Source organism: Sphingobium sp. AP50 (genome assembly GCF_900109095.1).
In the GTDB taxonomy this organism is placed as follows: Bacteria; Pseudomonadota; Alphaproteobacteria; order Sphingomonadales; family Sphingomonadaceae; genus Sphingobium.
In genome coordinates this window covers 80,321-106,011 of sequence record NZ_FNYZ01000004.1, presented here as the reverse complement: position 1 = coordinate 106,011, position 25,691 = coordinate 80,321, and the positions used below count along the sequence as shown (strand labels likewise).

Genomic DNA, 25,691 nt, shown 5'->3' with positions numbered 1-25,691 from the left:
GGAGGGGCTTTGGCCCAGATCATTCATCCGCTGGCCCGTCTGACCATATTGGGGCTGTTGTCGCTCTTGCCGATGGCGGGCGCCTTCGCGCAGGACGCCGCGCCTGCGCCGGACAAGACGGTCGCGCCCCCGCGCGAGACGCTGACGGGCGACTGGGGCGGTTTGCGCACCCGCCTGAAGCAGGCGGGTATTACGGTCCGCGCCGATTATGTATCGGAAACCTTCTCGGCCGTGGATGGCGGCCAGCGGCGCGGCACGGCCTATACCCAGCAATTGCGCGGCGGGTTCGATTTCGACATGGACCGGATTGCCGGTCTGACGGGCGGGACCGTGCATGTCACCTTCAACGACCGGCGGGGTGTGGGCATCTCGTCCGATTTCGTGGGCAACCGGTTGCCGATTCAGGAAGCGGCGGGCGCCTATAATACGCGGCTATCGGAACTCAGCTATGAACAGAATCTGGCGGATGGTCGGCTAAACCTGCGGCTGGGTTTCTTTGCCATGGGCAATGATCTGGGCGGGATGCCGCTGGGCTGCAATTTCGTGAACGCGGCCTTCTGCGCGCATCCGCTGTCGGAATCGGGCAATAGCGGCTGGTATAATTATCCCAATGCCCGCTGGGGTGCGGCTGTCCGATACCGGCTGCGGCCGGATCTGGTGCTGCGGACGGGCCTCTATCAGGTCAATCCGCGTCTTAACGACCTTGAAAATGGCTTCCGGCCTTTTGTCGGCGGCACGACCGGCATCCTGCTGCCGCTGGAAGTGGAATATGATCCGGGCGTCGTGCCGGGCAGCCGGGTGCTGCCCGGCCATTATAAGCTGGGCGTCTATTATGACAGTTCGCGCGCGGCCCGGCGGGGCGAGGATGGCACGCTGCGTGGACGCTACGGCTTCTATGCGCTGGCCGACCAGATGATCCTGCGCGAAGGCAATGCCGGCCGGGGCCTGTCGATCTTCGGCCAGTTCACGGCCAACCCGGCCGCATCGGCGCAGATCACCCATTGGTATGCGGCGGGTCTGGTCAAGATCGGTACGTTCGCCGGTCGCGACGCCGACAGCATTTCGCTGGGCATCGTGCATGCGCAGGTCAATCCGCGTTTGCGCCGCGCAGCGGCCGAGGCGCAGGATATTCCCGGCGGCTATGCCGCGCTGCCGATGGGTGAGACGGCGATTGAACTGAGCTATGGCATCCAGTTACGGCGCTGGCTCAGCATCCGGCCGGACCTGCAATATATTCTCGACCCTGGCGCCTTCTCCTACCGGCGGACCAATGATGCGCTGGCGCTGGGCGGCCAGGTCAAGATGCAGTTCTGACGCCTGCCATGCTTTCGCCTCAACCCCTAGGGATCGGCCCGGCAATAGCGCACTATATTGTCGATCACCTGCGCCCGGCGCCGGTCGGCAGCGGCCTGACTGGTCATGTCGACGCCGAAAATGGCGTGGAAGCTGTGGCGGTTGGATATGAAGTAGAAGGCAAGCGCGCTGATCGTCATATGCAGATCGACCGCATCCAGTCCGGGCCGGAAGCTGCCGTCGGCGATGCCGCGATCGATCAGCGCCTGCGTCTTGGGCAGGACGATCTCATTATGCCCTTCGGAAATCTCGCCGACATGCGGGCCGCCTCGGATATTTTCGTCCATCACCAGCCGCACCAGTTCGGGATGATGGAAATGATAGTCGAAGGTGAGGGCGGTCAGCCGTTCGAGCGCGGCGAGCGGGGGCAGGTCGCCCAGTTCGGCATCCAGTTCGGCCGACCGGATGCCGCGATAGGCCTCGGTCAGGACCGCGCGATACAGCCCGTCCTTGCTGCCGAAATGATAATAGATCATCCGCTTGGACGTGGCGGTTGCGGCCGCGATCTCATCCACGCGCGCGCCGGCAAAGCCTTTTTCGGAGAAATGGCGGGTCGCGATGGCGACGATATCGCGCCGGTTCCGTTCGGTGAAATTCTGTTTGTCCACGCCTCGCTTTGCGACGGCGCGCGGCCTATTGCAATGCACAACCGGTGCGTCGGCGATCGATGCGCCGGCCCGTCGATCGAGGAGGAATGTGCGTGATCCCCGACAAGAAAATCCAGATCGTCATCGTTGGTGGCGGCGCAGCGGGACTGGAGCTCGCGCGCAAGCTGGGCGCCCGTTATGGGCGCAAGCGGCATGACATCATCCTGATCGATCGCAATCGTACCCATATCTGGAAGCCGCTGCTGCATGAGGTGGCGACCGGATCGCTGGACGCCAGCCTGGACGAGGTCGGCTATCGCAGCCACTGCCATCGCTGGGGCTATCGTTACCTGTACGGCACGCTGCAAAGCATCGATCGTGGCGCGCAGCGCGTCCACATCGCGCCGGTGTTTGATCCCAAGGGGCGTGAAGTGGTGCGCGCCCATTCGGTGCGCTATGATTATCTGGTGCTGGCCTATGGTTCCGTCACCAATGATTTCGGCACGCCCGGCGTGGCCGACAATTGCCTGTTTCTCGACAGCAGGGCGCAGGCCGACGGTTTCCGTGACCAGTTGCTCGATCACTGCCTGCGCGTGTCGCGCGCCATGTCGGCCGATCCGGCATCGGATGCGCGGGTGCGGATCGCCATTGTCGGCGGCGGCGCGACCGGGGTCGAACTGGCGGCGGAACTCTATAATGCGGCGGATGCGCTGGGCTATTACGGGCTGGAGGTGTTCGATCGCAAGCGGCTGGACGTGACGCTGCTGGAAGCCGGGCCGCGCATCCTGCCCGCCCTGCCCGATCGGTTGGCCGACGCCGCGCGTGAGGAACTGGAGGTGCTGGGCGTCAAGGTGCGCGCCGGTGTCGCCGTGACCGCTTCCACGCCGGAAGGCATGGAGACAAAGGATGGGGACTTTATTGCCGCCGACCTTCAGGTCTGGGCGGCGGGGGTGAAGGCTGCGCCGATCCGGGACGGACTGGACGGTCTGCAACTGTCCCGCGCGGGGCAGGTGATCGTGCGGCCGACGCTTCAGAGTCTGGCGGACGACCGGGTTTTCGCGATGGGCGATTGCGCCTCCTATACGCCCGAAGGGGCCGACCGGCCGATCCCGCCGCGTGCGCAGGCCGCGCACCAGATGGCGGACACGGTGTTCGCCAATCTGGGTCGATTGATGGCCGGGCGGTCACTGACCGACTTTGTATATAAGGATCATGGCTCGCTGGTGTCGCTCAGCCGCTATTCGACGGTCGGATCGCTGATGGGCAAACTGGTCGGTGGGCGTATGGCGGTGGAAGGACGGCTGGCTCGCTTCGTCTATATGTCGCTCTATCGTATGCATCTGCTCGCCGTACATGGCAAGATACGCGGTCCCGCGCTGATCCTGGTCAGCCATATCAATCGCATCGTACGGCCGCGCCTGAAACTGCATTGATCGCTGCGTTACACGCATTGCGGAATTTGAACCGACTTCGAACTGTCACGGAACATGTCTAGTCGCGGCGCTCTCACCCGACCGGGAGTGTTTCGTGCTGTCCTCGATCAAGAGCGGACTTCAGGAGAAGGAACCGCAAGACCAGGATTGGGATGCGATCCGGGCGGCCCTGCGCCGCTATCTGGGCGCGCGTGGCACGCCGCATGATCTGGCCGATGATATTGCGCAGGAAACGCTGGCACGGCTGATTGAACTCGCCCGCACCCAGCAGATTGGCAGCATGTTGGCGCTGGCCTTCCGCATTGCGGACAATTTGCGGGTCGACATGCACCGGCGCAACGGCCGCCTTGTCGCAGGTGTGGACGAAGAGTTGCGCAGCGAGGAACCCTCGCTCAATCGCGTTCTGGATTCCCGCCGGGCGATGGAGGTGTTCGAACGCTGCTTGCGGCGCATGCCGGCCCTGCGCCGCGAAGTGCTGGTTCGCAGGCGGCTGCATCAGGAAAGTTGCCGGGCCATCGGCGCCGATCTCAACCTGAGCACTAAGGCGGTGGAGAAGCATATCACGCGCGGCATGATCGACCTGCGCCGGGCGCTGGATCAGGCGGGCATCGATCTGGTGGGGCAGGACTGATGGGACAGGAACATCATTCCATAGACTGGCAGGCGGCGCAGTGGGTCGAGCGGATGAGCCGTCCCGTTCTGGACAGCGCGGCGGCGGCAGATTTCGATCGCTGGATATTGCGCGATCCGCGTCATGTCGAAAGCTATGCACGCCTGTCGGCCCTGTGGCAGTCGGGCGGGCTGGAGGTGGCTCTGGGCGATGAAGCAGTTCCGCTCTCGCCCTCCAATGATGATGAATTGGAGCCGGAACCTGCAACGCCATGGCCGCGGAGGTCATGGTTGCGGGTCGTGCCGGCTGTTGCCGCCTGCTGCCTGATCGTCGCGCTGGGCATGGCCGGGCAGGGTCTGCTGGTGAAAGAGTCCACGTTCAGCACGGGCCATGGCCAGACCCGGATCGTCGCGTTGCAGGATGGCTCGACCGTCCGCATGGACGCCGAGACGCGGATTTCGGTGCGGATCACGCCATGGTCGCGTGAGGTCACGCTGGAACGAGGCGAGGCGTTTTTCGATGTCGCGCATGAGCGGCTGCGTCATTTTGCTGTCGATACCGGCGGTGCGCGGATCTCCGTGCTGGGCACGGCCTTCGATGTCGACCGGATCGATGGGGATACGCGCGTCATTCAGGTCTATCGTGGTCTGGTGAGCGTCGATGCCGGGGCCGGGCGGCAGTGGCGTCTTCCCGCTGGCAGCGGGCTGGAATTATCGGGTGAGCGGGTTCGCAGCCTGACGCGGGTAGAGGACCGTGCCCCCGACTGGACGGAAGGTTGGCTGGAGGCGAATGAGATGCCGGTCTCGCAACTCGTCCACAAACTCAACCGGGTGTCACGCCATCGCGTCGAACTGGCCGATCCGGCGCTGGGCGATCTGCTGGTGACGGGGCGTTTCCGGACGAATGATGCGCAATCCATGCTCGATGCGATCGCCGCCATTCACGATCTCGACTGGCGCGACGCAGGCGATCGCTATATTTTGAAGCGCCCGTCATAGTCATCTGAATTTCATGATAACATCATGAAATTGTAAGAAAAAATATTTGTCGGGTTATGCCTCCATGGCGCGTCTGCCGCCTGAACGCTCTGTTCGAATTGGGGGTATTCTTCTATGTCTTTTCTGAACCGGCCCACCGTATCGGTGTTGGCCCTTGCCGTGGCGAGCGCATGTGCGACGTCCGGCCAGGCGGCCGAGCCGCGCTATAGCTTTGCCATTCCCGCGCAGGATCTGGCGCAGGCGTTGCAGGAATATTCGCGCGTCACTGGCACGCCGGTTGCCGCGTCGCCTCATGCGCTGCGCGGACGTCGCAGCCGGGCGGTATCAGGCACCATGTCGGCCGACAGCGCGCTTCAGCAACTGATCGGCGGCGCCAATGTCGCCATGCAGCGGCGTGGCAATATGCTGATCGCCAAGCCGCTCGCCATGCACAGCCAGCCCGCCAGTTTCGCCGCGCGGCCAGCGCCTGTGGAAGCGGTCGCACCGGCCCCGGCCCGGTCGGAGGCTGCCGAGGCGCCCATCGACACCCAGATCGTCGTCACCGGCTATATCGAAGCCGTGCAGCGCTCGCTGGAAACCAAGCGCAAGGCGGACGTCGTGTCGGATACCATCACGGCCGACGATATGGGCAAGCTGCCCGCCAACAACGTCTCCGAGGCGCTGTCTCGCATGCCGGGCGTCAACGCGGTGCGCGATTCCGCCACGGGTGAGGGCGACCGGATCACGGTGCGCGGCATGTCGACCGAGTTGAACAATTATTCCATCAACGGCGTCCGCGTCGGTGGCGCGGGATCGCGCGACAATAATTTCTACCGTGGCGTGCGCCTGTCGGTCCTGCCGCCCGATGGCATCAAGCAGATCACTGTCTTCAAGACGCTGACGCCGGATCGCGATGGCGATGCGCTGGGTGGATCGGTTGATATCTCGACCCCTACGGCGTTCGATCAGGCCCCGACCTATTTCCGCCTGTCGGCCGAAGGTGGTTTTCTCGACAAGTTCGACAATCGCAAGTCGGGGCAGATTTCGGGCGCCTTTTCCCGCCAGTTCAGCGACAATTTCGGCGTCTTCGCGTCGGCAAGCTGGAGCCGGCGCAAATCGCAATATGAGCAGAATGGCGTAGACGGCGATAATCAGCCCGACACCTGGTATGACGACAGCGAAACGCTGGGCTGGGATCCCAATCGCTTCGTCATGCGCGGCATGGACCTGGCCCTTGGCGAAACCGATGTTAAGCGCTGGGGCGGCAATACCAGCATCGATTATCGGTCGGACAATCACGACATCCATCTGCGCGGCCAATATAATAAATATCAGAAGCAGGAATTCAGCAATCGGCTGAACTTCCGCAACGACACCGCGAAGAATTCGGCGCGCCTGTCACAGGTCGACACCGACGACAAAAGTCTGGCGCAGCCGGACGACGTCGTGACCGGATATGATGAGAAGCTGGGCCGCATCTATGGCTATACGGTGGACCAGATCGTCGACCGGGATGGCGACGGGATCATTACGGATGCCGATCGGTCGACGCGGTCCTTCTACAGCCTGAACGGTGGTTCGGGCAGCTGGGACCCGCAGGGCTTCCGCCTGCGCCGCTTCTGGGAAGCGACCAATGAATCCGGCAATCTGGCCTCCACCAATTTCGGCGGCGTATCGCGCCTCGGCACGGTGACGATCGACTATGACGTCTCCTACGCCCAGTCGGAAGATAATCTGGACGATGGCTATACGCTGGAATTTCGCAGCGATAAATATGGCTGGCTGGGCAATACGGGCGTTCTCTTCTCATCCTCCGGGGATTCGCGTTTCCCCAAATGGCTGTTGAACGATGCCGCTCTGGCGGCCGTTCAGGACCCGTCGGAATATGCCTTCAGCAGTCTGGAAGGCGAAGTGGGCGGCACCCGCGAAAAGCTGTGGCAGGGGCAGGTGAACGTCCAGTGGAAGCCCGACAGCCCCTGGCTGGAATCGGTCAAGGCCGGTGGCAAATTCTATAATTCGCGCCGTCGCACCTTCTCCGGCTCCTTCCTCAATCTTGAGACGGACGGCACCATGGCCGACTTCTCGCAATTTTACGGCAAGGATGTCGGCAGCCTGTTCGGCGGCGCCTATAGCGGCCTTTACCGTCTGGGTCAGACGCTGAACAACAAGGCGATGCTGGCCGAATTGCAGCGCGCGGAAAATGGCGACAGCACGATGTTCGAAGGCTTCGCCGTCGATCCGTCCGACGCCGAACTGTCGAACGAGGACAGCTTTCGTTTCAACGAGCGCGTGATTTCCGGCTATGCGATGGCGACCGCGCGGATCGGCAAGGCGCAGATCATCGGCGGCGTGCGCGTGGAAGCCACCCGCAACAAGGTGGACGCCTATCTGATGGATGAGGTGCAGGGCGCGCGCTTCACGACCGATCGCAGCGATTTCACCAATGTTCTGCCGTCGATCCATGTCAATTATGATTTCGACCGCAAGACCAAGTTGCGCGGCGCCGTGTGGACCAGCTTTGCCCGGCCCGACATTGCCCGCATGAGTTCGGCGCGCGAATATAGCTATGACACCGATCCGGACGGCGATGGCGAAGAGAATGCCACGGCCGACTGGGTGCTGGTCGGCATCGAACAGGGCAATCCGAACCTGAAGCCCATGCGCTCCACCAATCTCGACCTGTCGCTGGAACATTATGCCGGCAATAGCGGCGCCTATTCGGTGGCGATCTATTACAAGCATATCACCAACTTCCTGTTCCGCTCTTCCTCCTCGAACATTCGGGACGGAACGCTGGGGGAGAATGTCGATCCCGCCGGTGTCGCCATCTCCATGCCCAACAATGGCAAATGGGCCGAGGTCTATGGTGTCGAATTCAGCGCCCAGCAGCAATTGCACTGGCTGCCCGGTATCCTCAGTTCGCTCGGCGTGGGCGGCAATCTGACGCTGCAAAGGTCCAAGGCGGTGACCGGCCTGTCCTGGCATCCCGAAGGCTATACCCTGCCGCTGATGGAGACGCCCGAAACGATCGCCAACCTGCAAATCTTCTGGGAGCGCAAGGGATGGGAAATCTATGGCGCCTGGAATTACCAGTCGAAATTCATGGGCGGCATTCAGGATTTCGGCAACGATCCCTATGAGCAGGCCTATAGCTTCGTCGATCTGACGCTGCGCAAGACCTTCATGAAGAAATCCTCGATCCAGCTTCAGGTGCGCAACCTGTTCGATTCCCACACCTATTGGGAAACGGTGTCGTCCGGCACCGGCGCCAGCCGCGCTTACATCAAAAATGGTCGCAGCTATTCGCTCGGCTTCAACCTGATTTTCTGAAGGGGACACAGGATGATTGCGACCTCTATTCTCTTGCGTGCACTGCTGCTGGGCAGCGCGCTTTCTCTCGGCACGGCGGGGGTGGCGCAAGCCCCCGCCGTGCCACTGGCCGCCGCGACCGCAGCGCCGGAACGGATAATCCTCAATCTGACAGCCGATCCGGCGACCGAAATGGCCGTGACCTGGCGCTCGGCGCCGGGCCTGACGGGGCAGGTGCAATATGCGCTGGCGACCGACAGTCCGGATTTCGTGAAGGCGCCGATGACGCTGGCGGCCATAACCGACGACGCCACGCTGGCGGTGCGGGAAGACCCGGCTTTTCGCGCAGCCTATCATTCGGCGGTGCTCAAGGGGCTTCAGCCCGACAGCGTCTATGCCTATCGTGTCGGTGACGGCACGCACTGGTCCGAATGGCTCCAGTTCCGCACGGCTGCCAGGGCGATGAAGCCGTTCCGCTTCATCTATATGGGCGACATGCAGAACCAGATATTGTCGGAAGCCTCCCGCACCCTGCGCATGGCCTTCCGGCAGGCGGGGGATGCGGCCTTCACCATCCATGCCGGCGATCTGGTCAATCGGCATGACAGCGACGCGGAATGGAGCGAATGGTTCGCGGCGGGCGGATTCCTCTATGCGCAGACGCCCCAGATGCCCACGCCCGGCAATCATGAATATGTGAAGGATGAGGGCGCGCGCGCCGGTTCCTCGATCACGGGTCAGTGGCGCCGTCAGTTCACCCTGCCGGACGATGGTCCGGCGGATGTGCCGGCCAGCCGCGAGACGAACTGGTATACCGATTATCAGGGGCTGCGCCTGATCTCGATCGATTCCATGCAGGTGGATCGGGATGAAAAGGCGCGCAAATCGATCATCAAATGGCTCGACGGAGTCTTGGCCAACAACCCAGGCCGCTGGACGGTGATGTTCCTGCACTTCCCGCTCTTTTCCAGCGAGCCGGGCCGGGACAATCCCAAGGTGCGGGATGCTCTCAAGCCGCTGGTCGACAAATATAAGGTCGATCTGGTGTTGCAAGGGCATGATCATGGCTATGCGCGGGGCGCGATCGGTCCGAATGGCCCGACCAGCGATGACGCCGGATCGACCTATGCCGTGTCGGTCGCGGGGCCGAAAATGTATGATGTCGGCAGCCTGACATGGGCACGCAAGGCGGCGTCCCGCACGCAGGCCTATCAGGTCATCGATGTGACGGAGAAGGCGCTGACCTATCATGCCTATACCGCCACCGGTGCGCCGCTGGACGAAGTGACGCTGCGCAAGCCCTGAACAGTCGGGCCACGCAGTGGCGATTGACCGATATGCCGTCGGCGCCCTCCTACTGTCCTACAGCTTCAGCGATGTGGGACGATGGCGCCGACGGGGTCTTTCGCGGCGCCGGAGCTTCGCTCTCAATGCTTTGCGATAGTTTTGCAGATAGGTAATAAAATAACAAGATGTGCAGGAAATATGCGAAGTTAAGCCTTCCTGAAGCCGCACCGCTTGCCAATGCACCACCCGGATCACCGGCGGAGAAGCAGAAAATCCTGCATTGCAGAGCAGGCATTTTTCGCGAAAAGCGAAAGGTAATGACAGGGAGTGCGAAATGACGAGTTTGAGCAGGATAGGGGCATCGCTTGCATTGCTGACGCTAGCGGCACCTGCCTTTGCCGCGTCGGCAAAAGCGGAAAAGCCGGTAGCGGTCGGCTATACCATGCCAGCCACGGCGACCTGGGACATGACCTCGGACAGCGGTGAGGTCTATCGCATCTTCGTCTCCTACCCCGAAAAGGGAGAACCGCCCGCTGGCGGCTATCCGGTTCTCTATATTCTGGACGGCAACGCCATATTCGGTGGCTTTGCCGAAACCCGGCGACTGTTGGCCATGATGGAGACGCCGGATATCGGCAAATCGATCGTCGTGGGGGTCGGCTATCCCACGCAGGATGCCTATGACATGCGCCGCCTCTATGATTTCACCGGCGGGCCGCCGCCGCCGCCCTGGGACGTTGATTTCAAGGAGCAGAGGAGCGGGGGCTGGGACAAGTTTCGGGACTTCCTGACCGGGAAGCTGCGCATGGAGATTGGTCAGCGCTACAAGATTAATCCGCAGCGGCAGGCCCTGTTCGGCCATTCGCTGGGCGGGTTGTTCGCCATCCACACGCTGTTTTCCCGGCCCAATGCCTTCCATGCCATCATCGCCGCCAGCCCTTCTTTGTTCTGGGACAAGAGCATGCTGGAACAGGAACGCAACTTCGTCGCAGGCCTGCAATCGGGCGCGGTGACCAGCCCCAGCCGTCTTCTGGTCGTATCGGGTGAACTGGAAGAAACCGCGCTCGAACGCTGGGATGCCGAGGCTTTTGCAAAGCGAATGGAGCCGCTGTCCGCTTATGGCCTTCGTCTCCAATCCCATGTCTATGCGGGTGAAGGGCATATCACCGTGCCCATCCGATCGGTCAGCGACACGTTGCGCTTTGCCTTCAGTTGGCCTTGACCCCAATGCGTGGGCTTGCCCCCTATGCAGGGTAGATAAACGCCATCGCTAGATCTGCCGACGCATGGAGGCGTCGATGACGTCGGTGATCACCGAGACATGGGGGATGCCGAGCAGCGTTTCTTCGGCATGTTCGATGGCCAGTTGAAATTTCCTGCGGCTGGCGATCTTGATCGTGGTCAGGGCCAGCTTGCTTGCGGTGATCGGATGGCCGCGCTTGACCATGATGCGCGCCATCAGCGATCGCAGCAGGATCTTGCGCAATTCCATGCCGAACCGGGTCGCGACCATCAGCGCGTCGGAAACATTGCGTAGCGCGCCCTCATAGTCGCCGCTCTTGAGGCGGGTTTCGGCCAGCGCCGCGCCCGCCTCGACACGGATGCGGTGCATGTCGGTCTGGAGCGCATAGCGCATCGCATTGTCGAGCATTTGCTGTGCGCCGGCGCGATCCACCATCCCGTCCTGCACATCCGACGTCAGATTGACGATCGCCGTCATGATGTTGAGGCGGTAGACGATATCCATCTGCCGGGTTGAGCGCGCCAGCCTGAGCGCCGCGACAATGTCTCCGTCGCGATGTTCGGGCGACATTTCGGCGCGCAGCCGCAGGAAATAGGCCTGTCCCCGTGTCTCCTCCAGTGCGGCGAGTTCCCTGATCGAAAAATCATAGTCGATCTCGGCCCGGTGGGTGTCCCCCTGAAGGTGCCGTGCCCGCGCCCGATAGCCACGGGCGATAGCGATGGCGAGCCTATCCTCGCGCAGCCGCCCGCCGCTCTGGCCGACATCGTCGGCGATGTCCGCTTCGTCTTCGACCACCGCGTCATCCTGAGGGGCATGGTCCTGCACGGTCTTTGCTGGGGTGGAATCTCGCCGACGCGATATGGCAAGTATTTCCTCTATCTTGCGCAGGCAGAGCGAAATCTCGCCTGCTTCGATGTCGATGGTGAGTTGGTTGAGCCTGATCCGGCGCCAGTTATGGGCACGATCATCCCGCTCGACATGGCGCCGGTTCACATCGAAAGCCCGGTCGAAGGAGGCTGCGGCTTCCGGCAGGTCGCCCATTGCCAGACGAACCACGCCGCGTTCGTTGTGCAGCCATACCAGTTCGTCGGCGTAGAGCGGTTCGACCATGCCATATTCCTGCGCCATGCGGCCCTTCTGCGGCTCGACCGCGCGCAACCTGTCCCGCGCCATGGCGACCTTGCCATAGGCGTCGATCAGGCAGTCCAGTCGTTCGGCATGTTCCAGCAATATGCCGTCGCGATCTTCCCGGATCAGCCGGTCGCCAACATCCAGTGTGAGGAGATCGGTGGTGGTATAATAGCCCCGGATCAACGCAAGCGCGGCGCGCAATCGCTGGATATGTTCGACCCTACATAGCGCATTGATCTGATTGGCCAGCGGGACGGCCGTCTCTTCGCCATCGCGGCGAACCCGGACTTCGTCGAGCGGCAGTCGCTCATGCGGCACGATGTCCGCCAATATCCTGTCGATCGGGCCGCGCCATTCCGCTTTGGGCGGATCACCCTTGCGGGCATCGTCGCGATAAGCCCCGATAAGATGGTCGATGAGATTGCCCAGCTCGTCATGGATGTCGGGTTCGGGAATGAAACCATCTGCCGGCTGAGCGATGTAGAGCGACATGTTGAAAGCGGTCGAGAGTTTCGCCTCGGTAAGCGGCACGCTGAAACGGTAGCGCAATTCGCTCATCAGGGTGCGGGGCAGCGTGTAGCGCGGCTTGCCAACCACGCCGTCAGTATATCCTTTGATCGCAATGACGAGGCCGAGGTCGATCATCTCCTTCAGCAGATGTTCGATATGATTGATGTCCGGTGCTTGCTCACCAGTCTGTTTGATTTTCGGGACATGTGCCAGAACAGCCGCTTCAGCGGGAAGGCCGATGAAGGACAAGGCGCGCAATATTTCCCGGACCAGGGCTATATCCTGCTTGTCCTTCCCGCCCGCGCGAAGGGCCTCGTCGAGGATATTCCCCAGATACATGTCATAGAAGGCGCGACGCATTGCCATGCTATCGCCGCTGATCCGGCTCGACGAATGCGCACGGAAGCTGTGCACGGCTTCCCTGAGCACGCGATAGGCGGCGGGGGCCAGCAAGGCCGCGGCTCTTGGACCCTTGAGTTTTCTGTCGAACGCCATGCGGATCATGTCGAGGCGCTCGAAGGGCAGGCTGTCATCGTCCGCCCGGTCTGGCGAGGTCGCAATGCTGTGGGCCCTGTAGTCGTCGCCCCGCAGGATCCCGATTTTGCGATGATCCATATAGTTGGCAACACGTTCCGAGCCGAACAACAGCCAGCGGATGCCGGGCATATCGCCCTTGGCGGCAATATCGAATAATTCGTCCAGTTCCGCGCTCAGCAGTCCGCCGTCAAGGCTGAAGAAACGCTCCATGCCGTTGATGACGATGAGGAGGGGGGCAATTCCCGCTATGGGAGTGAAGTCCATCAAAGATCGGAAATAATCGCCTCGGCTCATCCGGGGAGTGCGTGCGTCTCCCGACGAATAGGCATCGTCACGACGCTTGCTGATGAAGCGGGTGACCGCGTCGAGCAAGCTGTCGGTATCGAAGCTGAAGCTGCCATTGATCAGCAGCGTGTTTTCACGCAGGAAACCGAATTCGTCGGATCTGTTCGCCATGTTGAAGGCAAGCGAGCCATGGCCGCGACCCTGCCGTCCGACCACGCACAACATGGCGGGATGTGGCGCTTTCAACTTTTCGGCGATGCTTGCCACCGCCATGTCGAGATTGTTGCGGTCCAGTTTCTCCGATCCGCCATCCGACAATTCCCAGAGAATGACCGGGCCATTGGCGATCGCGACCTTCTCCTCCATTTCGCGAAAGCGGGTGGCGTCAGTATAGTTTTCCCGACTGGCGACCTTTGTCGCTGCGGCGGCGCTATGCTCGATCAGCCAGCGCAAATTATGGATTTCTGCGGCACGCCTGGTGTCGGGCATACTGGCCAGAGCTTGGGTCTTCAATGCCTTGCCCTTCAGATCGATCAGGCAGTTCCTGATATCGGGATCGTCCGGCGCTTGAAGGTCGGCATCGAAGATGGTGAGCACGCCGAGCCGGTGAAAACGGTCGAGCCGCAGCATTTCCGCTTCCCGCCAGTCATCCGCCGTCATGTCCTTGCGCGGTCGGTTGAGGTTCCAGAACAGGAAAGTCGGGGCCATGCGCTGATAGGGGCTGCTGCTGACGAAATCCTGAAGCGATTGATTGACCTCCTGCTCCGACATGCCGAGGCCGACGAAAAGCACCGGATTGCCACCGATCATGACCCGCTGGGCAAATTCGAAAGGGAGTTTGTACAGATCGTTGCGCCGGTACAGCCGGTCATAGTCGCGATAGCTCAGGATCATCGACTTATGGTCGCACGCGCGGCCGTGCATATGGATGATATGCTGATCGACATCATCCGCGCCGACCGCGAATTCGATCATCCGGTCTATCCGTTCCCGGTTCAATATGTCGCTCTCGATCGCCTGACCCGTCGCCAGAACGCGGCGAATGCGACCGCTGTCCAGCGCCCACAGGAAAGCATCTTTTCCCGCGATACGCAGCGCCCGCAATGCGTCGAAAGCATTGGACGGGTCTGCGCTGTTGAGGCGATCCCGGAGCATGGTCTGCCGCTCCAGCTCGAAATCATAGTTCAGTGTGGCAAAGCGCCTGATGCCCAGCGAATGGAGCAGCGCTTCCACCACTTCCTGCGGCTCATCTCCGCTGTGGCCAAGCATATGGTAGAGGTCGCTGCGGCCCTTGCGCGTGGTTTGCGTGCGATAGGCGTGCCGGAAATAATGGGCGAGCTTGATCGACAACATGTCTATCGGTTCGTGGCACCGGTCGAGTTCAAAGGCGCTGGTTTCGATCCTTGGCGGTGGATCGTCATTCGCGCCGTCGTGGCCGACGACCACCTCTTCCATAAGTCCCAGCGCGACCCGCACGTCGAAACGATAGCTGCTTTTCTCGCCCTGCTTGCCACGATAGCCCAGAACTGTGTCAATCGCTGCGTGATGCGTGAATTGCGCCGGAGCGATGAGCTCTTTCAGGGCGTCGGCTTCCCCGAATTTCTTCTCCTTCACCCGGCTGGCGATGCGCGCATAGGTTTCGACGAGCTGATCCCATGTGCCGTAGCCGGCGCCCTCAGTCGTCATGGCGCCTGTGAAGGCGATCATGCGCCCCGACAGCAGGCTGCGATGGAATTCGAGCAAGGCGCGCTGCGCCAGCTTCACGTCATCGAGATAGTAGCGCTTGAAATAGCTCGGCATGGCACATCCTTTCCCGGACGGTCTTCTCCATGGGCGCTAAAGGGCTCCGCTGATGATCAGGTCGATCAGATAGGGGCCGTCATGCGCCAGCATCCGCGCGATGGCGGGTGCAATCTGCTCGGCGGTTTCGACCCGCTCGCCCTGCACACCCTGCGCCTGCGCGAGGAGGTCGAAGCGCAGGTCCGGTTTCCTGAGGTCGAAACTGTCTGGAAAATCCTGTGTGTCGGCTTCATTGCGCCCGCGCCAATAGGTCTGGAGATTATATTTGAGGATGCGATAGCTGCGGTTGTTGCAGATGATGAACTTGGCGGCGATGTCGTGCCGGGCCGCCGTCGCCAACGCCTGTATCGTCATCATGCCGCCCCCATCCCCCGCCAGCCCGATGACCAGCTTGTCCGGATGCGCGACCTTGAGGCCGAGCGTGCCGGGCAGGCCGGTGCCCAGCATTCCGGCCCGCGTCTGGAAATAGCGGGCGCTTTTCACGGGAAGGTAGCACAGGAGTTCGGGCGAGGTGGTCAGTGCCTCGTCAAAGATCAGCGCGTCGTCGGGGATCGCTGCAACCAATTCCCGCATGAAGCGATGGGCACGCAGCGGCATCATGTCGCCCTGTTGCAGATGGGCCTCGACCAGCTTGGCCCGCTGTTCGCGTTTGGCCTCGCCCAATTGCTTTACGCGTTGCCGACTTGCCGCGATCCTGCCTTCGTCCAGGCGCTGCCGGAGGGCGGCCGCCAGCGCCTCCAGGCTGAGCCGCGGATCGCCGAGCGCGCCGACGGTCATCGGGAAATTCTTGCCGATCTCATAGCCGTTGATATCGAAATGGATGAGACTGGCGTCAGGCGCAAAGACGCCTGTGGGGAGTGGGAAGACCTCCGGCAGGACGGTGGTCCCGCAGATCAGCACCGCATCGGCGGCCGACAGGATAGGCCGGCTGGCTTCGCCGAACATATGGCCCAGATCGCCGGCGAACAGATCATGGTCCCGGTCCATATTGAACTCGGACACATTGCCGCCCCACACGGGCGCGCCCAGCAGTTCCGCTACATCGGTCAGCGCATCCTGGGCTCCGGCGGCGGCAATGCCGTCTCCCATCAGCAGGAGCGGGCGCTCCGCCGCTGCCAGCAGATCGGCGGCCTTCTCTATGGCACGCTTATCGGGCGCGACCATGGAGAAGATAGGGGCTGAAGCGGCCACCGGCTCCGTGCAGGGACGGTCGAGGATGTCCATGGGCAGCGCAAGGAAGACCGGTCCCATCGGCGGTGTCGCCGCCGCCTTGATCGCGCGCCGCAGCAGGCGCAGCAGCGAATCCGCATCGACCACACGCCAGGCGCAGGGACCGTTGACGTCCGACTTGACGAAGGGCCGCGCAATGGCTGTCAGATCCTGTGACATCTGCCCGTCCAGCGCATCATAGCGCAGCCCGGCTTCGCCCGCGATCACCACCATCGGCACATAGCCGCGCCGCGCATATTGCATCATACCCAGCCCATTGGCCAAGCCCGCATAGCTGTGTAATTGGACCAATGCAGGGCGGCGCCAGGCGTGCAGATCGCCCTCTCGTTCCACGGCGGGGGCAGCGCGGGCATAGGCGTCCGCCATGCCCACCGCGACGCCCTCCTGATAGGCGAGATAATAGCGGATGTCGGCAAACGCCGGATCGCGCAGCAGGTCTAGGAGGGATTCCTCCGAACTGCCGGGATTGCCGAATATGGTGGTGATGCCGTCGGCCAGCAGTTGCCGGAAGAAGGCGACCCGTGCTTCCGGTGGCGGACCGGCCCCGCCGTCACCAGCCATAGCGGCGCAGGCCGTTTTCCAGAACGTCCACCATCTTTTCCCCGGTCAGTACGGAATCGGGGGTCGAGCGGCCGGTGATGAAGGGATAGTCGACCAGGACCGACGTCGCACGCCCGACATTGCCATGAAATCCGCCGTCCGGACCGGTCGCATCCCGGAGGATATATTCGAGCGTGTAGAAGGGCGTGCCGAGATTGACGAAACGGCCATCCGGGTGGTTCAGCATTTGTCCCGGCATGGTCGGGTCGAGCACCCCGGTATTATCCGTATAGTCATATTCGATCGCATGACCGGTGACATGCTTGCCCCATATGATGCTGCGGCGGACCGTATAGTCGCGGGCCTGGGCGAGGCAGGCGACGCCATAGCATTCTGCGCCCACCGGCATGTCGCGATCGACAAAGCCCAGCAACAGGTCATGGACTCGGTAATTGTTGACGAGGTCGATCATCGGCCCGCTGCCGCCGACGATCAGCAGGGCGTCGAACTCGTCCGTCACCTTTGCCTGTGCTGCGGCGCGCGCGATATAATAATCTTCCCATTGGCGCAGGACCGATTTGTCGTCGCGATCCGGATCGTTCGGAATCGGGCTTCCGTTGATGTCGCGACCGCTCCAATAGGGCCTGCGGGGGAACCAGTCGGACAGGCTCTGGGGGGTGTCGAGTTTCGGATTGGCGGGATCGTTGATCGCGATCACCTTGTCCGCCATCTCTTTCGTTGTCACCGACTTGCCGAGCGGCGGATCGACATAAGTCGGGTCCATGGATGGCGGCAGCGCATAGGGCCGTCGGCCCGTCGGCGTACAGAAGCGCGTTTCATAGCCGCTGGCCTCGAAGACTTCGAGCGGGCCGATAAGCTCCTCGCCCCAATATCCCCATTCGGACAGCATGATGAGTATCTTGCGGGTCATGGTTTTGCCTTTTCCTGACGGCAGCGGGCGATCTCGCCGGCGATAGCGTCGATGAACAGATGCACTTCATGCTTGCTGAAAGCGGTGACGAGGTCGTCGTCCACCACCACCGGTTCGGGGACGATTTCGGCATCGCAATTGAGAATGTCGGCCATGACGACGCTGTGGCAGATCAGCTTGCGGTCCTTGAGACGGGCCTTGTTGGGCGTCAATATCCAGCAGCCATGGCAGAGAAAGCCCTTGATCAAGGACGGGATATCCATGGCCCTGTCGAACAGGTCAACCACAGGCGCCGACCGGACATGATCGACCGGCGACCAGTTTGCAGCATCCCACCCTGTATCGTCCCAGCCGATATCGCCCCCATAGCGCAGCCTGACGCTGGTATAGCAGGCCGCCATGATGATGGCGTCATAGTCTTGGAGATGGACGTCCGACACGTCGATGCCGACCTCAATCTGTTGCCGCTGCGCCATGGGTTGCGGAGAGCTGGGATCGACGTCGCTGTAGAAGGTCGCCTTTTCGGGCCGATAGTCGCCGTAGAAGAGGCGGGACACCAGATCGACACTTGCACCGAGCGCCGCGAAACGTTCCTGATAGGCGGTGATCTCATCCGGGATATAATTGCTTTCCAGGACGACTGCGATCCGCGCATCCTCGATGCGGGGCGCATGGGACGGCGGGATCATGGCTTGCCCTCCATGTCGTAGAAGGCATCTTTGGCGCCTATGGCCTCGCTGGCCATCGCCGCAGGATTGATCCCGCCGAGCGGCCGGAATTCGACCATGATCTGCTTGTCGAGATCGTCGTCGGACAGGATGATCTGGAACTTGTCCTTCTCGAACTCCTCGGGTTCACGCGGCACGCCACCGACCACGACCGACGCGATTTCTACCGAGCCGGGTGGAACGAAGTCCGGCAGCACATTGAGCGAACGGTGGGGGCAGTCGGCCTCAACCCGGAAGAACAGACAGAAATTATGGTCCACGACGGGAAAGGCGGACGTGCCGTCGGGCGTCTGCACCCGCCCCTCCGGCCGGACATACATGCAGATATAGGTGTGGGCGAGATAGTTGAGTTCGAAACTGTGATAGCCTGCCACTGCATGGCTGGCCTTCTGCCCATAAGTGCCGCTGATGACCGGCATCCCCATGTCGGTGGTGCGGAAGAAGACGCCGCGATTGTCATGATCCAGAAAATACGTGTTCCAGAAGGCCATCATTGCGCGCGCGTGCTGGAGATGTTCGGACTTCTGCGTGACGCCGTGGAGGATGAGATAGGCAAGGATCGCCTGTTCCTGCTGCCAGAAATCCTTGGTGTTGCTCCAGGCGAATTGCATCGGCATTCCGGGTACGGGTTCGCGCTCCACCGCATCGAAGCAACCGCCGCGCAGCAGGTCGATGCCGACCTCGCTCATCCGGTCGAGCAATTCGGTAGCGAATTTTTCCAGCCTTTTGGCATAGCTATTGTGCGCAGCGGCGTCCGCATCCCCCTTCGTCGCCAGCGTCCGGTAATAATGTGCGGTTCGCGTCAGGTTCCAGGCGATCTTGAAATTATGACCGACGATCGCGCGATTTTGCTGCCATCCCCATTGATGGTCCGGCTCCCAGTTCGCGAAAAAGCGTTCATTGACATAGGGAATGGCGGGGTCTTTGTCCGGGAAGCGATCGAGGATGATTTCCGACGTTTCCTTGAGGATGCCGCGGCAGACTTCCAGCAGTTCCTCGCTCTCATGCGTATTACGCGCCTCCTGCGGCACCGGATCGAGCGCGAGGATCAGGTTGACCAGATAGGCGGGGATATGGTCACCGACCGAGTTCCAGTTCTTGCGCAACTGGTTCTGGTTGAGCGAGGCCACGTCGGGTCTTAGCGTCGCGGGGTCCAGATGTGAGAAATAGCCGCCGGTGCCGCCATAGCCAAAGGCGGGATCGTCGCGATAGAAATCCTGAAATACGCGAATGGTGCGGTGAATGTCCTGAAGGACGCTCCAGTCCTGACTGATGCGGAAATATTGGGTCAGGCCGGCCAGCGCATAGATTTGCTCATAAAGGGGGATCGTGCCGGCATCGTCGGGATTTTCCGATCCGATGATGATGTTCGCTCCTGTCTCGCGCTGGCGTTTGCCGAACTGCCAGAAACAATATTTGCCGTCATGGCTGAGGCTGCGGAACGTTTCGCGCTGATATTTCACGCCGGCTTTTGCCGCGAGGCGATAGCGTTCGGCGCCGGTCAGCAGATAGGCCGATGAAAGGCCGTAGTTGAGGCGGGACAGCGTCGCGCATTCCTGCACCTTGTCATCGGTCGGCATGCCAAGGATGTTGAGGTTGGTCCTGTAGAGCGCCGAAAAATCATCCCATTCATAAGTGCGGCGATCCTGGAACAGATCATCCAGCCATTCATCGGCAAAACGCGCGATCTGGGTCAGCCACCAATGGGTGTCCTCGAACATGTAATTGCCCTGTTCGCCGACCATCAGGGTGATGCTTTGTGCCCAGATCGCCCTTTGGCCCTGATGCTCTACCTCCACGCCGCGAACCGATACCATCGTGTCGGGGCGGATATATTTGCGCAGTTCGTCGGCGGGGTTTTCGGGATTATAGGGATCGGGGTTCGGAATGCGATTGCGGTCGAGGCCATCCATGTTCCGAACGACATCATAATTGGTGCCGCCACCACCGCCTACGGTGATAAGGAACATCTCTCCATTCGCGCACTTCAGCTCGAACTGGAGACTGGCCGTCAGAACGGCACCGACCATTCCTGTCAACGTGATGCTTTGGGTGTAATGGCTGTGGGAAGGGGAAGAACTCTGCTGTTGCATCATGCTACTCCTTTCGGGGGACACACTATGTGGTCGGGGTGTTCGGACCGTTTCCGGACAGCGATTGCAGACGGGTGATCAGGGGCGATCCGGCGGGCAATGTCTCACGCGCGATGTCGAGCGGGGTCTTGCCATCCAGCGCGACGAGGTCGTGGTGCGCGCCGGCATCGAGCAGGATGGCCGCACAATCGGGGAAGCCGTGCCACAGCGCATCATGCAGCGGCGTATATCCGTTGGACGGACCCTGATAATCCAGATCAATGCCCGGCGCGGCGGCAAGGGCACGGGTAATGCCGGCATAGCCGTGATAGGTCGCCTTGTGCAGCGGGACGGCGCCGAACACAGGCTCCACCGCATTGGGCTTCGCTTTCGCGTCGATCAACAGGCACACAATCCCGTCCAGGCCGTCACGCGCGGCGATGAGGAGTGCCGTATGGCCATCGCTGAAGCTGCCGACGACCGGATAGCGGGCCTCGATGTCCGCCCCCTCGGCAATCGCCTTGCTCACCCCGGCCGCGTTTTTGGCTAGGATCGCTGCAAATAGCGGGCTATTGTCCGTGAGGGCCTTGTCCCGCGCTCTTCTGTCGGCAATCAGTTGCCGGATGCGGAGCAGGCGCTCCTTTGCCTGCGGCGAGGTATTGACGACAAGCGCATAGTCGACATGCTGATCGATCGTGAAGCCATAATGGGTCTTCAGTTCGATCCGGGCACCCCGCGCGATCAGATATTCGGCGATGTCGTCCGACGTGAACCAGATCGCCTCCAGCAGGGGCGTATGACCGGTCGTCGTCGTCTGGAGGTCGATCCAGGCGCCTGCCTCGACCAGCGTCATGACAGATGCCATGCCACCGCCCTGACAGGCTTTGTGCAGGGCGGAACCGCCTGCACGCCCGTCGATCGCGTTGACGAGCGCATTGGCCTCGATCAGCCGGGAAACCATCTGATTGTCCCCCAGCCCCGCAGCGAACATGAGCGGGGTGAGCTTGCTGGCCTGATCCGGAATGTTCGGATCGGTGCCGCCGGACAGGAGTGCATCCACCGCTCTGTGATCGCGGGCACGGACAGCGTCGATGAGGCTGGATTGCTGTGCCATCAAAGCCTCACAGATTCCGATAGGCACCGATCAGCGGAGAGGGGTCCCAATAGACCTGCCACTCGACAATCTTGCCATCGACCACGCGAAGCCGGGTTGCGACCATCAGGTCATATTCGATGCTGTTTGCAAGGCACTGCGCATGTTCGTGCACGATCGCTATGGCATTATCCCCATCGATGATGAGGTCGCCGACCACTGAGGCGGAAAGCATCCTGGAATATTTGGCCCAGACGCCGAAGCTGTCGATCACCGCCGGCAACCCCTGATAGGTGCCAAGCCATGGCGCAAGATCGCTGACGCCCGGCGTGGGCGGGATATTGGTCCAGGAAACATCGGCATGGACCAGCTTCAGCGCGGCGTCGAAGTCGCCCTTGCCCAGATTGTCGAACCAGGCCTGCGCCACTTCCCGCGTCGATGCCGGGGCGGGGCGAGGGGCGCCCTCGCGAGGAAAGCGGCCGCGCACATCTTCGATAAAGCCTTCATAGTCGCGCAGCGGCCAGACCGCTTCGAACTCAAGATATTCGCGCATGGGAAGCCAACCCATGGAATTGCGGTCGAGGTCTTCGAGCGAATCCGACTTCACAATCGCGATGATCCGATGCTGCGACACCACCTTGTAAAGCTGGACAAAGCCAGCGCGGATGCCCTCTATTCCGTGCACCCCTTCCTGTTCTTCCAGTTGCCACAGTTCGTCCTGCGAAATGCGCCCCTGATAATTCCATCGCATCTGGACATAGAACAGCATGATAATCCCCCTGTTTTCCTGCAATCAGCGATCACCCGGTCGAATGATCCAATGTTCCTGCCCCGCGAAGGCGAACAGATAGCGTGGGTCGCAGAAGGCCCAGCCTTCGCGAATATGTGTGCCGAACCGGCCGGAGAGCGCGCGCTCCAGCGCCGCCAGGTCGGCGAAAGCAATCGTCTCGACCGCGTCGAAACGGGGTTCTCCGAGACCATAGGCACCAGCATTGACGAAGCCGGCTGCATGGCCGCTGGCGCCTTCCACTGGCGAGCACGCGCGCTCCTCCAGCAACCGGTCGCGAAATGTCTCCAGTGTCAGCGTCGGCGCGCGCTTCAGAAGCAGGTAGAGCTTGACCGACTGGATGCTGCCATCGACTGCATCGCCCGCTATCCGTACTGCTGAGGTATCGAGGCCGAGTGTTTGCCAGAAAGCCGCCCAGCGCGGTTCGTCCCGGCGCGCGCCGTCGAGAAATTCCGGGCTTTGTAATGACTGGACCTGCTCCGCCTCGTCAGCGAGCCAGATTTCGGCGACCCCTTCGGAAAAGGGCAGGTCGCGGCCGGTCGTGACCGGCAGGCGGCGGGAAACCAGATATTGCCTGATCTGCGGAATTTTAGCGGCGAAGTCCACAGCATGGAAGTTGATCCAGTAGCTCTGGAATGCCGCGGCGCTAAGGCCCGGTTTGGGTCCTGCGAAGATGAACTGATGGATCATCGACCCGTTTCCCGTTGCAGGACGATGATCGCATTGGCGGGGAGGCGCGGATTGATGCGGCCGTGAGTGGCCTGCAAGAGCGCGCTGTTGGTCATGCCGCCGCCGCCGAAACGGGCATCGTCGCTGTTCAGCACCTCTCGCCACAGACCGTCGGCGATGGCCGGGTGCGCGAACACATAGCCATCGGGAAAGCCCTTGTTGTTCAGGGTGAGTGCGACCAGAAAATCCTCGTCGCCTTGCCATGTGCGATAGGCAAGGACGCGGTTGGCATTGTGACTTTGGACGATCATCACCTCGGCGGAGCGCAATGCAGGCTGGGCATGGCGCAGGCCGATCACATCCTGATAATAAGTGAACAGCCGCGCACCGCCGTCCTGCCGCATGGCAAGCAGATCCTCGCGATGATGAATCCAGTCATGATAGCGATAGGGCTCCTGAGCGCCGACTTCCTCGCCCATGAAAAACATCGGAACGCCGGGCGTAAGCAGAGACAGGCCCGCCACCGCGCGCGTTCTGGCTTCCGCCCAGAAGCGGGTGCCATCGACCAGGACATTGTTGACCGCGACCTGAATTGTCCGCGCGGAGGCCAGGTCGATGCCATTCTCGCTATAGATCGCATTACCGGCCTGATCGTGGGACTCATGATAGACCACCCGTTGCGCAGTCTGCGCGATCTTGTCGCCCAGCCGATCCATGGCGAGAGGAAGATCGCTCCCCTGACCGGCGACATGCAGCAACCGGGCGCTGTCTAGGTTCGACTGGGAGTCGCCGATCAGGTTATGATACCATTCGGCCCACCAGATCGCATCGAAGCCGATGCCGCCCGTTTCCTGCGGCTGGATGATAGCGGGCCAGTCGCTATGGTCTTCGGCGACCAGCATCACGGACGGCTTGACGAACCGCACGGTTCGTACCCATTCTCGCAAGAATTTGGTGCCGAACTGGTTTGCGAGGGGCAGTGATTGGCCATTGGCCTCCAGCACATTGTCGCGGTGAAATGCCTGCGTGAGATCGACGCGGAAACCGTCTACATGGAATTCGGTGAGCCACATGCACGCGCTGCTCGTGAACAGCTTGCGTATCCCCTCGTCGCGCAGGTTGGGGAGCCTCCCGCTCGATCCATTCTGGACATAGCCGCCATTATGGCGACCATGGGCGTTGACGGGCCAGTCCTCGTCGCGCCCCTCATACCAATAATGGAAATTCCGATCGTCTCTTATGCTGTCATAGAGGTCGGGTGAGCGCTCGGCATCCTCGACCCAATGATTATAGACGACATCGAAGATCACCGCGATGCCGCGCTGATGGCAGGCACGGATGAAATGCTTCAACTGGTCACGCCCGCCGCCAGCATATTCCGTAGCGAAATGATGGGACGTGCCATAGCCCCAACTGAAGGCTTCCGCCTCCATCGGGGGCAGCAATTCGACCGCGTTGATCCCGAGGGCGACCAGATGGTCGAGGAAGGCGATCGCATCTTCGAAGGTTCCGGGCGCTTCCTCCGATGTGCTGGGCTTCTTCTTCCCGAAGCCCAGACCCTCTACATGCAGTTCATAGATTATGAGGTCGCTAAGGTTCGTCGGGACGGGGCGGGCCGGATCGAACTCATCTTTCCAGAAATCGGCTTCTGTCAGCCAGCGTGTTTCCGGAAAGACGCCTTCGTCCAGCAACTCCGTGACCTGTTCTGGGTCGACGGCCACCGAACAGGATTTCGTGCCCTTCAGGTCGAACCGGGTGCCGTCCCAAGGCAGTTCGCCGGGCGTCGGACTGGCGGGATCCTTGCGGCCGCTTCCGATCTGGCAGCGCGCGAACATGTCGCTACGGAAAACCACGCTGTCGTCGTCGCGCACGATCCGGTACATATAGGGCTTATGGTCCCAGTCGGAAAATCGGGCGAAAATGGGGTCGGTCGGTGCGGTCCGCCAGACACCTTCATCGTCCCGGATCATCGGATAGCTGGCCTGCACCCTGGCACCTGCGGGGGTGATGTAGCCGCTTGCCGGCTCACCGATCACCAGTTGCACGTCTGCGGCATGGGGTGCGCGACAAGCAAATTCGATGCGTGGGTTTGACTTCCCTTTCACATAACGCTTGTTTGCGCCCAGCCGGCGGCAGTGGGTCAGATAATAGCGCTCGACCTGATGATCATGATCGGCGCGAAAAGTGCGATATTGGCTCGCCGAAAGCGGGTCCGGAATTTCCGTTACGATGCCCCAGCTATCCTGCTCTTCCCGGCTATCTGCCCGAATGCCCCAGCGAAAGCTTTGCCCTTGCTCCAGTTGGACGACAGCGCTCCAGGCCGGGCAGCCGTCTTCGGCTGTGAAGGGCGACATCGGCACTTCTGTCCATGGCGCTTCGCAGAAAAAACCATTCGCGTCCCAACTTCCGTATAGACGGAGATTGGAAAAAATATCGATTTTCAGGCCTGTCATCCACTCTATACGAACCGTAATAACGGGCATAAGGCCTCCATCTTGCCAAAGGAAAGACGAGTTCGATCATGATATTAATATGGTAATGGTATTAATTTACGGGATTTGTGATATTCATAATGTGAG

Annotated in this window: 17 protein-coding genes; 7 read left to right on the top strand and 10 right to left on the bottom strand. The window is 61.4% G+C overall.

Annotated features, from left to right (window positions below; all coding sequences use genetic code 11):
* Nucleotides 1-9 precede the first annotated feature (9 nt).
* Nucleotides 10-1,314, top strand: a complete 1,305-nt coding sequence (locus tag BMY84_RS10025) for a carbohydrate porin (RefSeq protein WP_093083547.1) — start codon at nt 10-12, stop codon at nt 1,312-1,314.
* 26 nt (nt 1,315-1,340) lie between these two features.
* Here BMY84_RS10025 and BMY84_RS10020 read toward each other — a convergent pair whose 3' ends face one another.
* Nucleotides 1,341-1,961: a TetR/AcrR family transcriptional regulator gene (locus BMY84_RS10020; protein WP_093020738.1), complete on the bottom strand. Its 621-nt coding sequence runs from the start codon at nt 1,959-1,961 to the stop codon at nt 1,341-1,343.
* A gap of 86 nt (nt 1,962-2,047) precedes the next feature.
* Here BMY84_RS10020 and BMY84_RS10015 point away from each other — a divergent pair, with 86 nt between their 5' ends.
* The 6 genes from BMY84_RS10015 (at nt 2,048) to BMY84_RS09990 (ending at nt 10,778) form a co-directional block, all read left to right on the top strand.
* Nucleotides 2,048-3,373, top strand: coding sequence for an NAD(P)/FAD-dependent oxidoreductase (locus BMY84_RS10015; RefSeq protein ID WP_093083546.1), 1,326 nt, complete (start codon nt 2,048-2,050; stop codon nt 3,371-3,373).
* A 94-nt stretch (nt 3,374-3,467) separates the two neighbouring features.
* Nucleotides 3,468-4,004 carry an RNA polymerase sigma factor gene (locus BMY84_RS10010; protein WP_177203975.1) on the top strand — a complete coding sequence of 179 codons (537 nt, stop codon included), beginning with the start codon at nt 3,468-3,470 and terminating at the stop codon, nt 4,002-4,004.
* A complete protein-coding gene (locus BMY84_RS10005) occupies nt 4,004-4,981 on the top strand; it encodes a FecR family protein (protein WP_093083542.1) in 978 nt (325 codons plus the stop codon). Before BMY84_RS10010 ends, BMY84_RS10005 begins: the two co-directional genes overlap by 1 nt.
* A gap of 114 nt (nt 4,982-5,095) precedes the next feature.
* On the top strand, nt 5,096-8,290 hold the full coding sequence (locus tag BMY84_RS10000; RefSeq protein ID WP_093083541.1) for a TonB-dependent receptor: 3,195 nt from the start codon (nt 5,096-5,098) through the stop codon (nt 8,288-8,290).
* A 12-nt stretch (nt 8,291-8,302) separates the two neighbouring features.
* On the top strand, nt 8,303-9,574 hold the full coding sequence (locus BMY84_RS09995; RefSeq protein WP_093083539.1) for a purple acid phosphatase family protein: 1,272 nt from the start codon (nt 8,303-8,305) through the stop codon (nt 9,572-9,574).
* 316 nt (nt 9,575-9,890) lie between these two features.
* Nucleotides 9,891-10,778, top strand: coding sequence for an alpha/beta hydrolase (locus BMY84_RS09990; RefSeq protein ID WP_093083538.1), 888 nt, complete (start codon nt 9,891-9,893; stop codon nt 10,776-10,778).
* 48 nt (nt 10,779-10,826) lie between these two features.
* Here BMY84_RS09990 and BMY84_RS09985 read toward each other — a convergent pair whose 3' ends face one another.
* From BMY84_RS09985 to BMY84_RS09945, 9 genes are all read right to left on the bottom strand, one after another.
* Entirely contained in the window at nt 10,827-15,062 is a 4,236-nt protein-coding gene (locus BMY84_RS09985; RefSeq protein ID WP_093083536.1) for an SIR2 family protein, read from the bottom strand.
* Nucleotides 15,063-15,098: 36 nt separating this feature from the next.
* Complete coding sequence (locus BMY84_RS09980) at nt 15,099-16,853, bottom strand: thiamine pyrophosphate-binding protein (RefSeq protein WP_093083535.1); 1,755 nt, start codon at nt 16,851-16,853, stop codon at nt 15,099-15,101.
* A complete protein-coding gene (locus BMY84_RS09975) occupies nt 16,843-17,763 on the bottom strand; it encodes a type 1 glutamine amidotransferase domain-containing protein (RefSeq protein WP_093083533.1) in 921 nt (306 codons plus the stop codon). The genes BMY84_RS09980 and BMY84_RS09975 overlap by 11 nt, the downstream gene beginning before the upstream one ends.
* Nucleotides 17,760-18,452, bottom strand: a complete 693-nt coding sequence (locus BMY84_RS09970) for a hypothetical protein (protein ID WP_093083531.1) — start codon at nt 18,450-18,452, stop codon at nt 17,760-17,762. The genes BMY84_RS09975 and BMY84_RS09970 overlap by 4 nt, the downstream gene beginning before the upstream one ends.
* Nucleotides 18,449-20,461, bottom strand: coding sequence for an AGE family epimerase/isomerase (locus BMY84_RS09965; protein ID WP_177203974.1), 2,013 nt, complete (start codon nt 20,459-20,461; stop codon nt 18,449-18,451). The genes BMY84_RS09970 and BMY84_RS09965 overlap by 4 nt, the downstream gene beginning before the upstream one ends.
* Before the next feature lie 148 nt (nt 20,462-20,609).
* Entirely contained in the window at nt 20,610-21,677 is a 1,068-nt protein-coding gene (locus BMY84_RS09960; protein ID WP_093083528.1) for an ankyrin repeat domain-containing protein, read from the bottom strand.
* 7 nt (nt 21,678-21,684) lie between these two features.
* Nucleotides 21,685-22,425 (bottom strand): nuclear transport factor 2 family protein, encoded by a 741-nt coding sequence (locus tag BMY84_RS29695; RefSeq protein ID WP_177203973.1) that lies wholly within the window; start codon nt 22,423-22,425, stop codon nt 21,685-21,687.
* Nucleotides 22,426-22,449: 24 nt separating this feature from the next.
* Nucleotides 22,450-23,133, bottom strand: a complete 684-nt coding sequence (locus BMY84_RS09950) for an EthD domain-containing protein (RefSeq protein WP_093083526.1) — start codon at nt 23,131-23,133, stop codon at nt 22,450-22,452.
* Nucleotides 23,130-25,466, bottom strand: a complete 2,337-nt coding sequence (locus BMY84_RS09945) for an alpha-amylase family glycosyl hydrolase (RefSeq protein ID WP_218146936.1) — start codon at nt 25,464-25,466, stop codon at nt 23,130-23,132. The genes BMY84_RS09950 and BMY84_RS09945 overlap by 4 nt, the downstream gene beginning before the upstream one ends.
* Nucleotides 25,467-25,691 lie beyond the last annotated feature (225 nt).

Bases quoted from the DNA above. Each gene is read 5' to 3' on its own strand.
- BMY84_RS10005 (WP_093083542.1), top strand. From the start codon at position 4,004: ATGGGACAGGAACATCATTCCATAGACTGGCAGGCGGCGCAGTGGGTC.
- BMY84_RS09995 (WP_093083539.1), top strand. From the start codon at position 8,303: ATGATTGCGACCTCTATTCTCTTGCGTGCACTGCTGCTGGGCAGCGCG.
- BMY84_RS09975 (WP_093083533.1), bottom strand. From the start codon at position 17,763: ATGACCCGCAAGATACTCATCATGCTGTCCGAATGGGGATATTGGGGC.
- BMY84_RS09980 (WP_093083535.1), bottom strand. From the start codon at position 16,853: ATGGCTGGTGACGGCGGGGCCGGTCCGCCACCGGAAGCACGGGTCGCC.
- BMY84_RS29695 (WP_177203973.1), bottom strand. From the start codon at position 22,425: ATGCTGTTCTATGTCCAGATGCGATGGAATTATCAGGGGCGCATTTCG.
- BMY84_RS10000 (WP_093083541.1), top strand. From the start codon at position 5,096: ATGTCTTTTCTGAACCGGCCCACCGTATCGGTGTTGGCCCTTGCCGTG.
- BMY84_RS10015 (WP_093083546.1), top strand. From the start codon at position 2,048: ATGTGCGTGATCCCCGACAAGAAAATCCAGATCGTCATCGTTGGTGGC.
- BMY84_RS09950 (WP_093083526.1), bottom strand. From the start codon at position 23,133: ATGATCCATCAGTTCATCTTCGCAGGACCCAAACCGGGCCTTAGCGCC.
- BMY84_RS09990 (WP_093083538.1), top strand. From the start codon at position 9,891: ATGACGAGTTTGAGCAGGATAGGGGCATCGCTTGCATTGCTGACGCTA.
- BMY84_RS09945 (WP_218146936.1), bottom strand. From the start codon at position 25,466: ATGTCGCCCTTCACAGCCGAAGACGGCTGCCCGGCCTGGAGCGCTGTC.
- BMY84_RS09965 (WP_177203974.1), bottom strand. From the start codon at position 20,461: ATGTTCCTTATCACCGTAGGCGGTGGTGGCGGCACCAATTATGATGTC.
- BMY84_RS09985 (WP_093083536.1), bottom strand. From the start codon at position 15,062: ATGCCGAGCTATTTCAAGCGCTACTATCTCGATGACGTGAAGCTGGCG.
- BMY84_RS09960 (WP_093083528.1), bottom strand. From the start codon at position 21,677: ATGGCACAGCAATCCAGCCTCATCGACGCTGTCCGTGCCCGCGATCAC.
- BMY84_RS09970 (WP_093083531.1), bottom strand. From the start codon at position 18,452: ATGATCCCGCCGTCCCATGCGCCCCGCATCGAGGATGCGCGGATCGCA.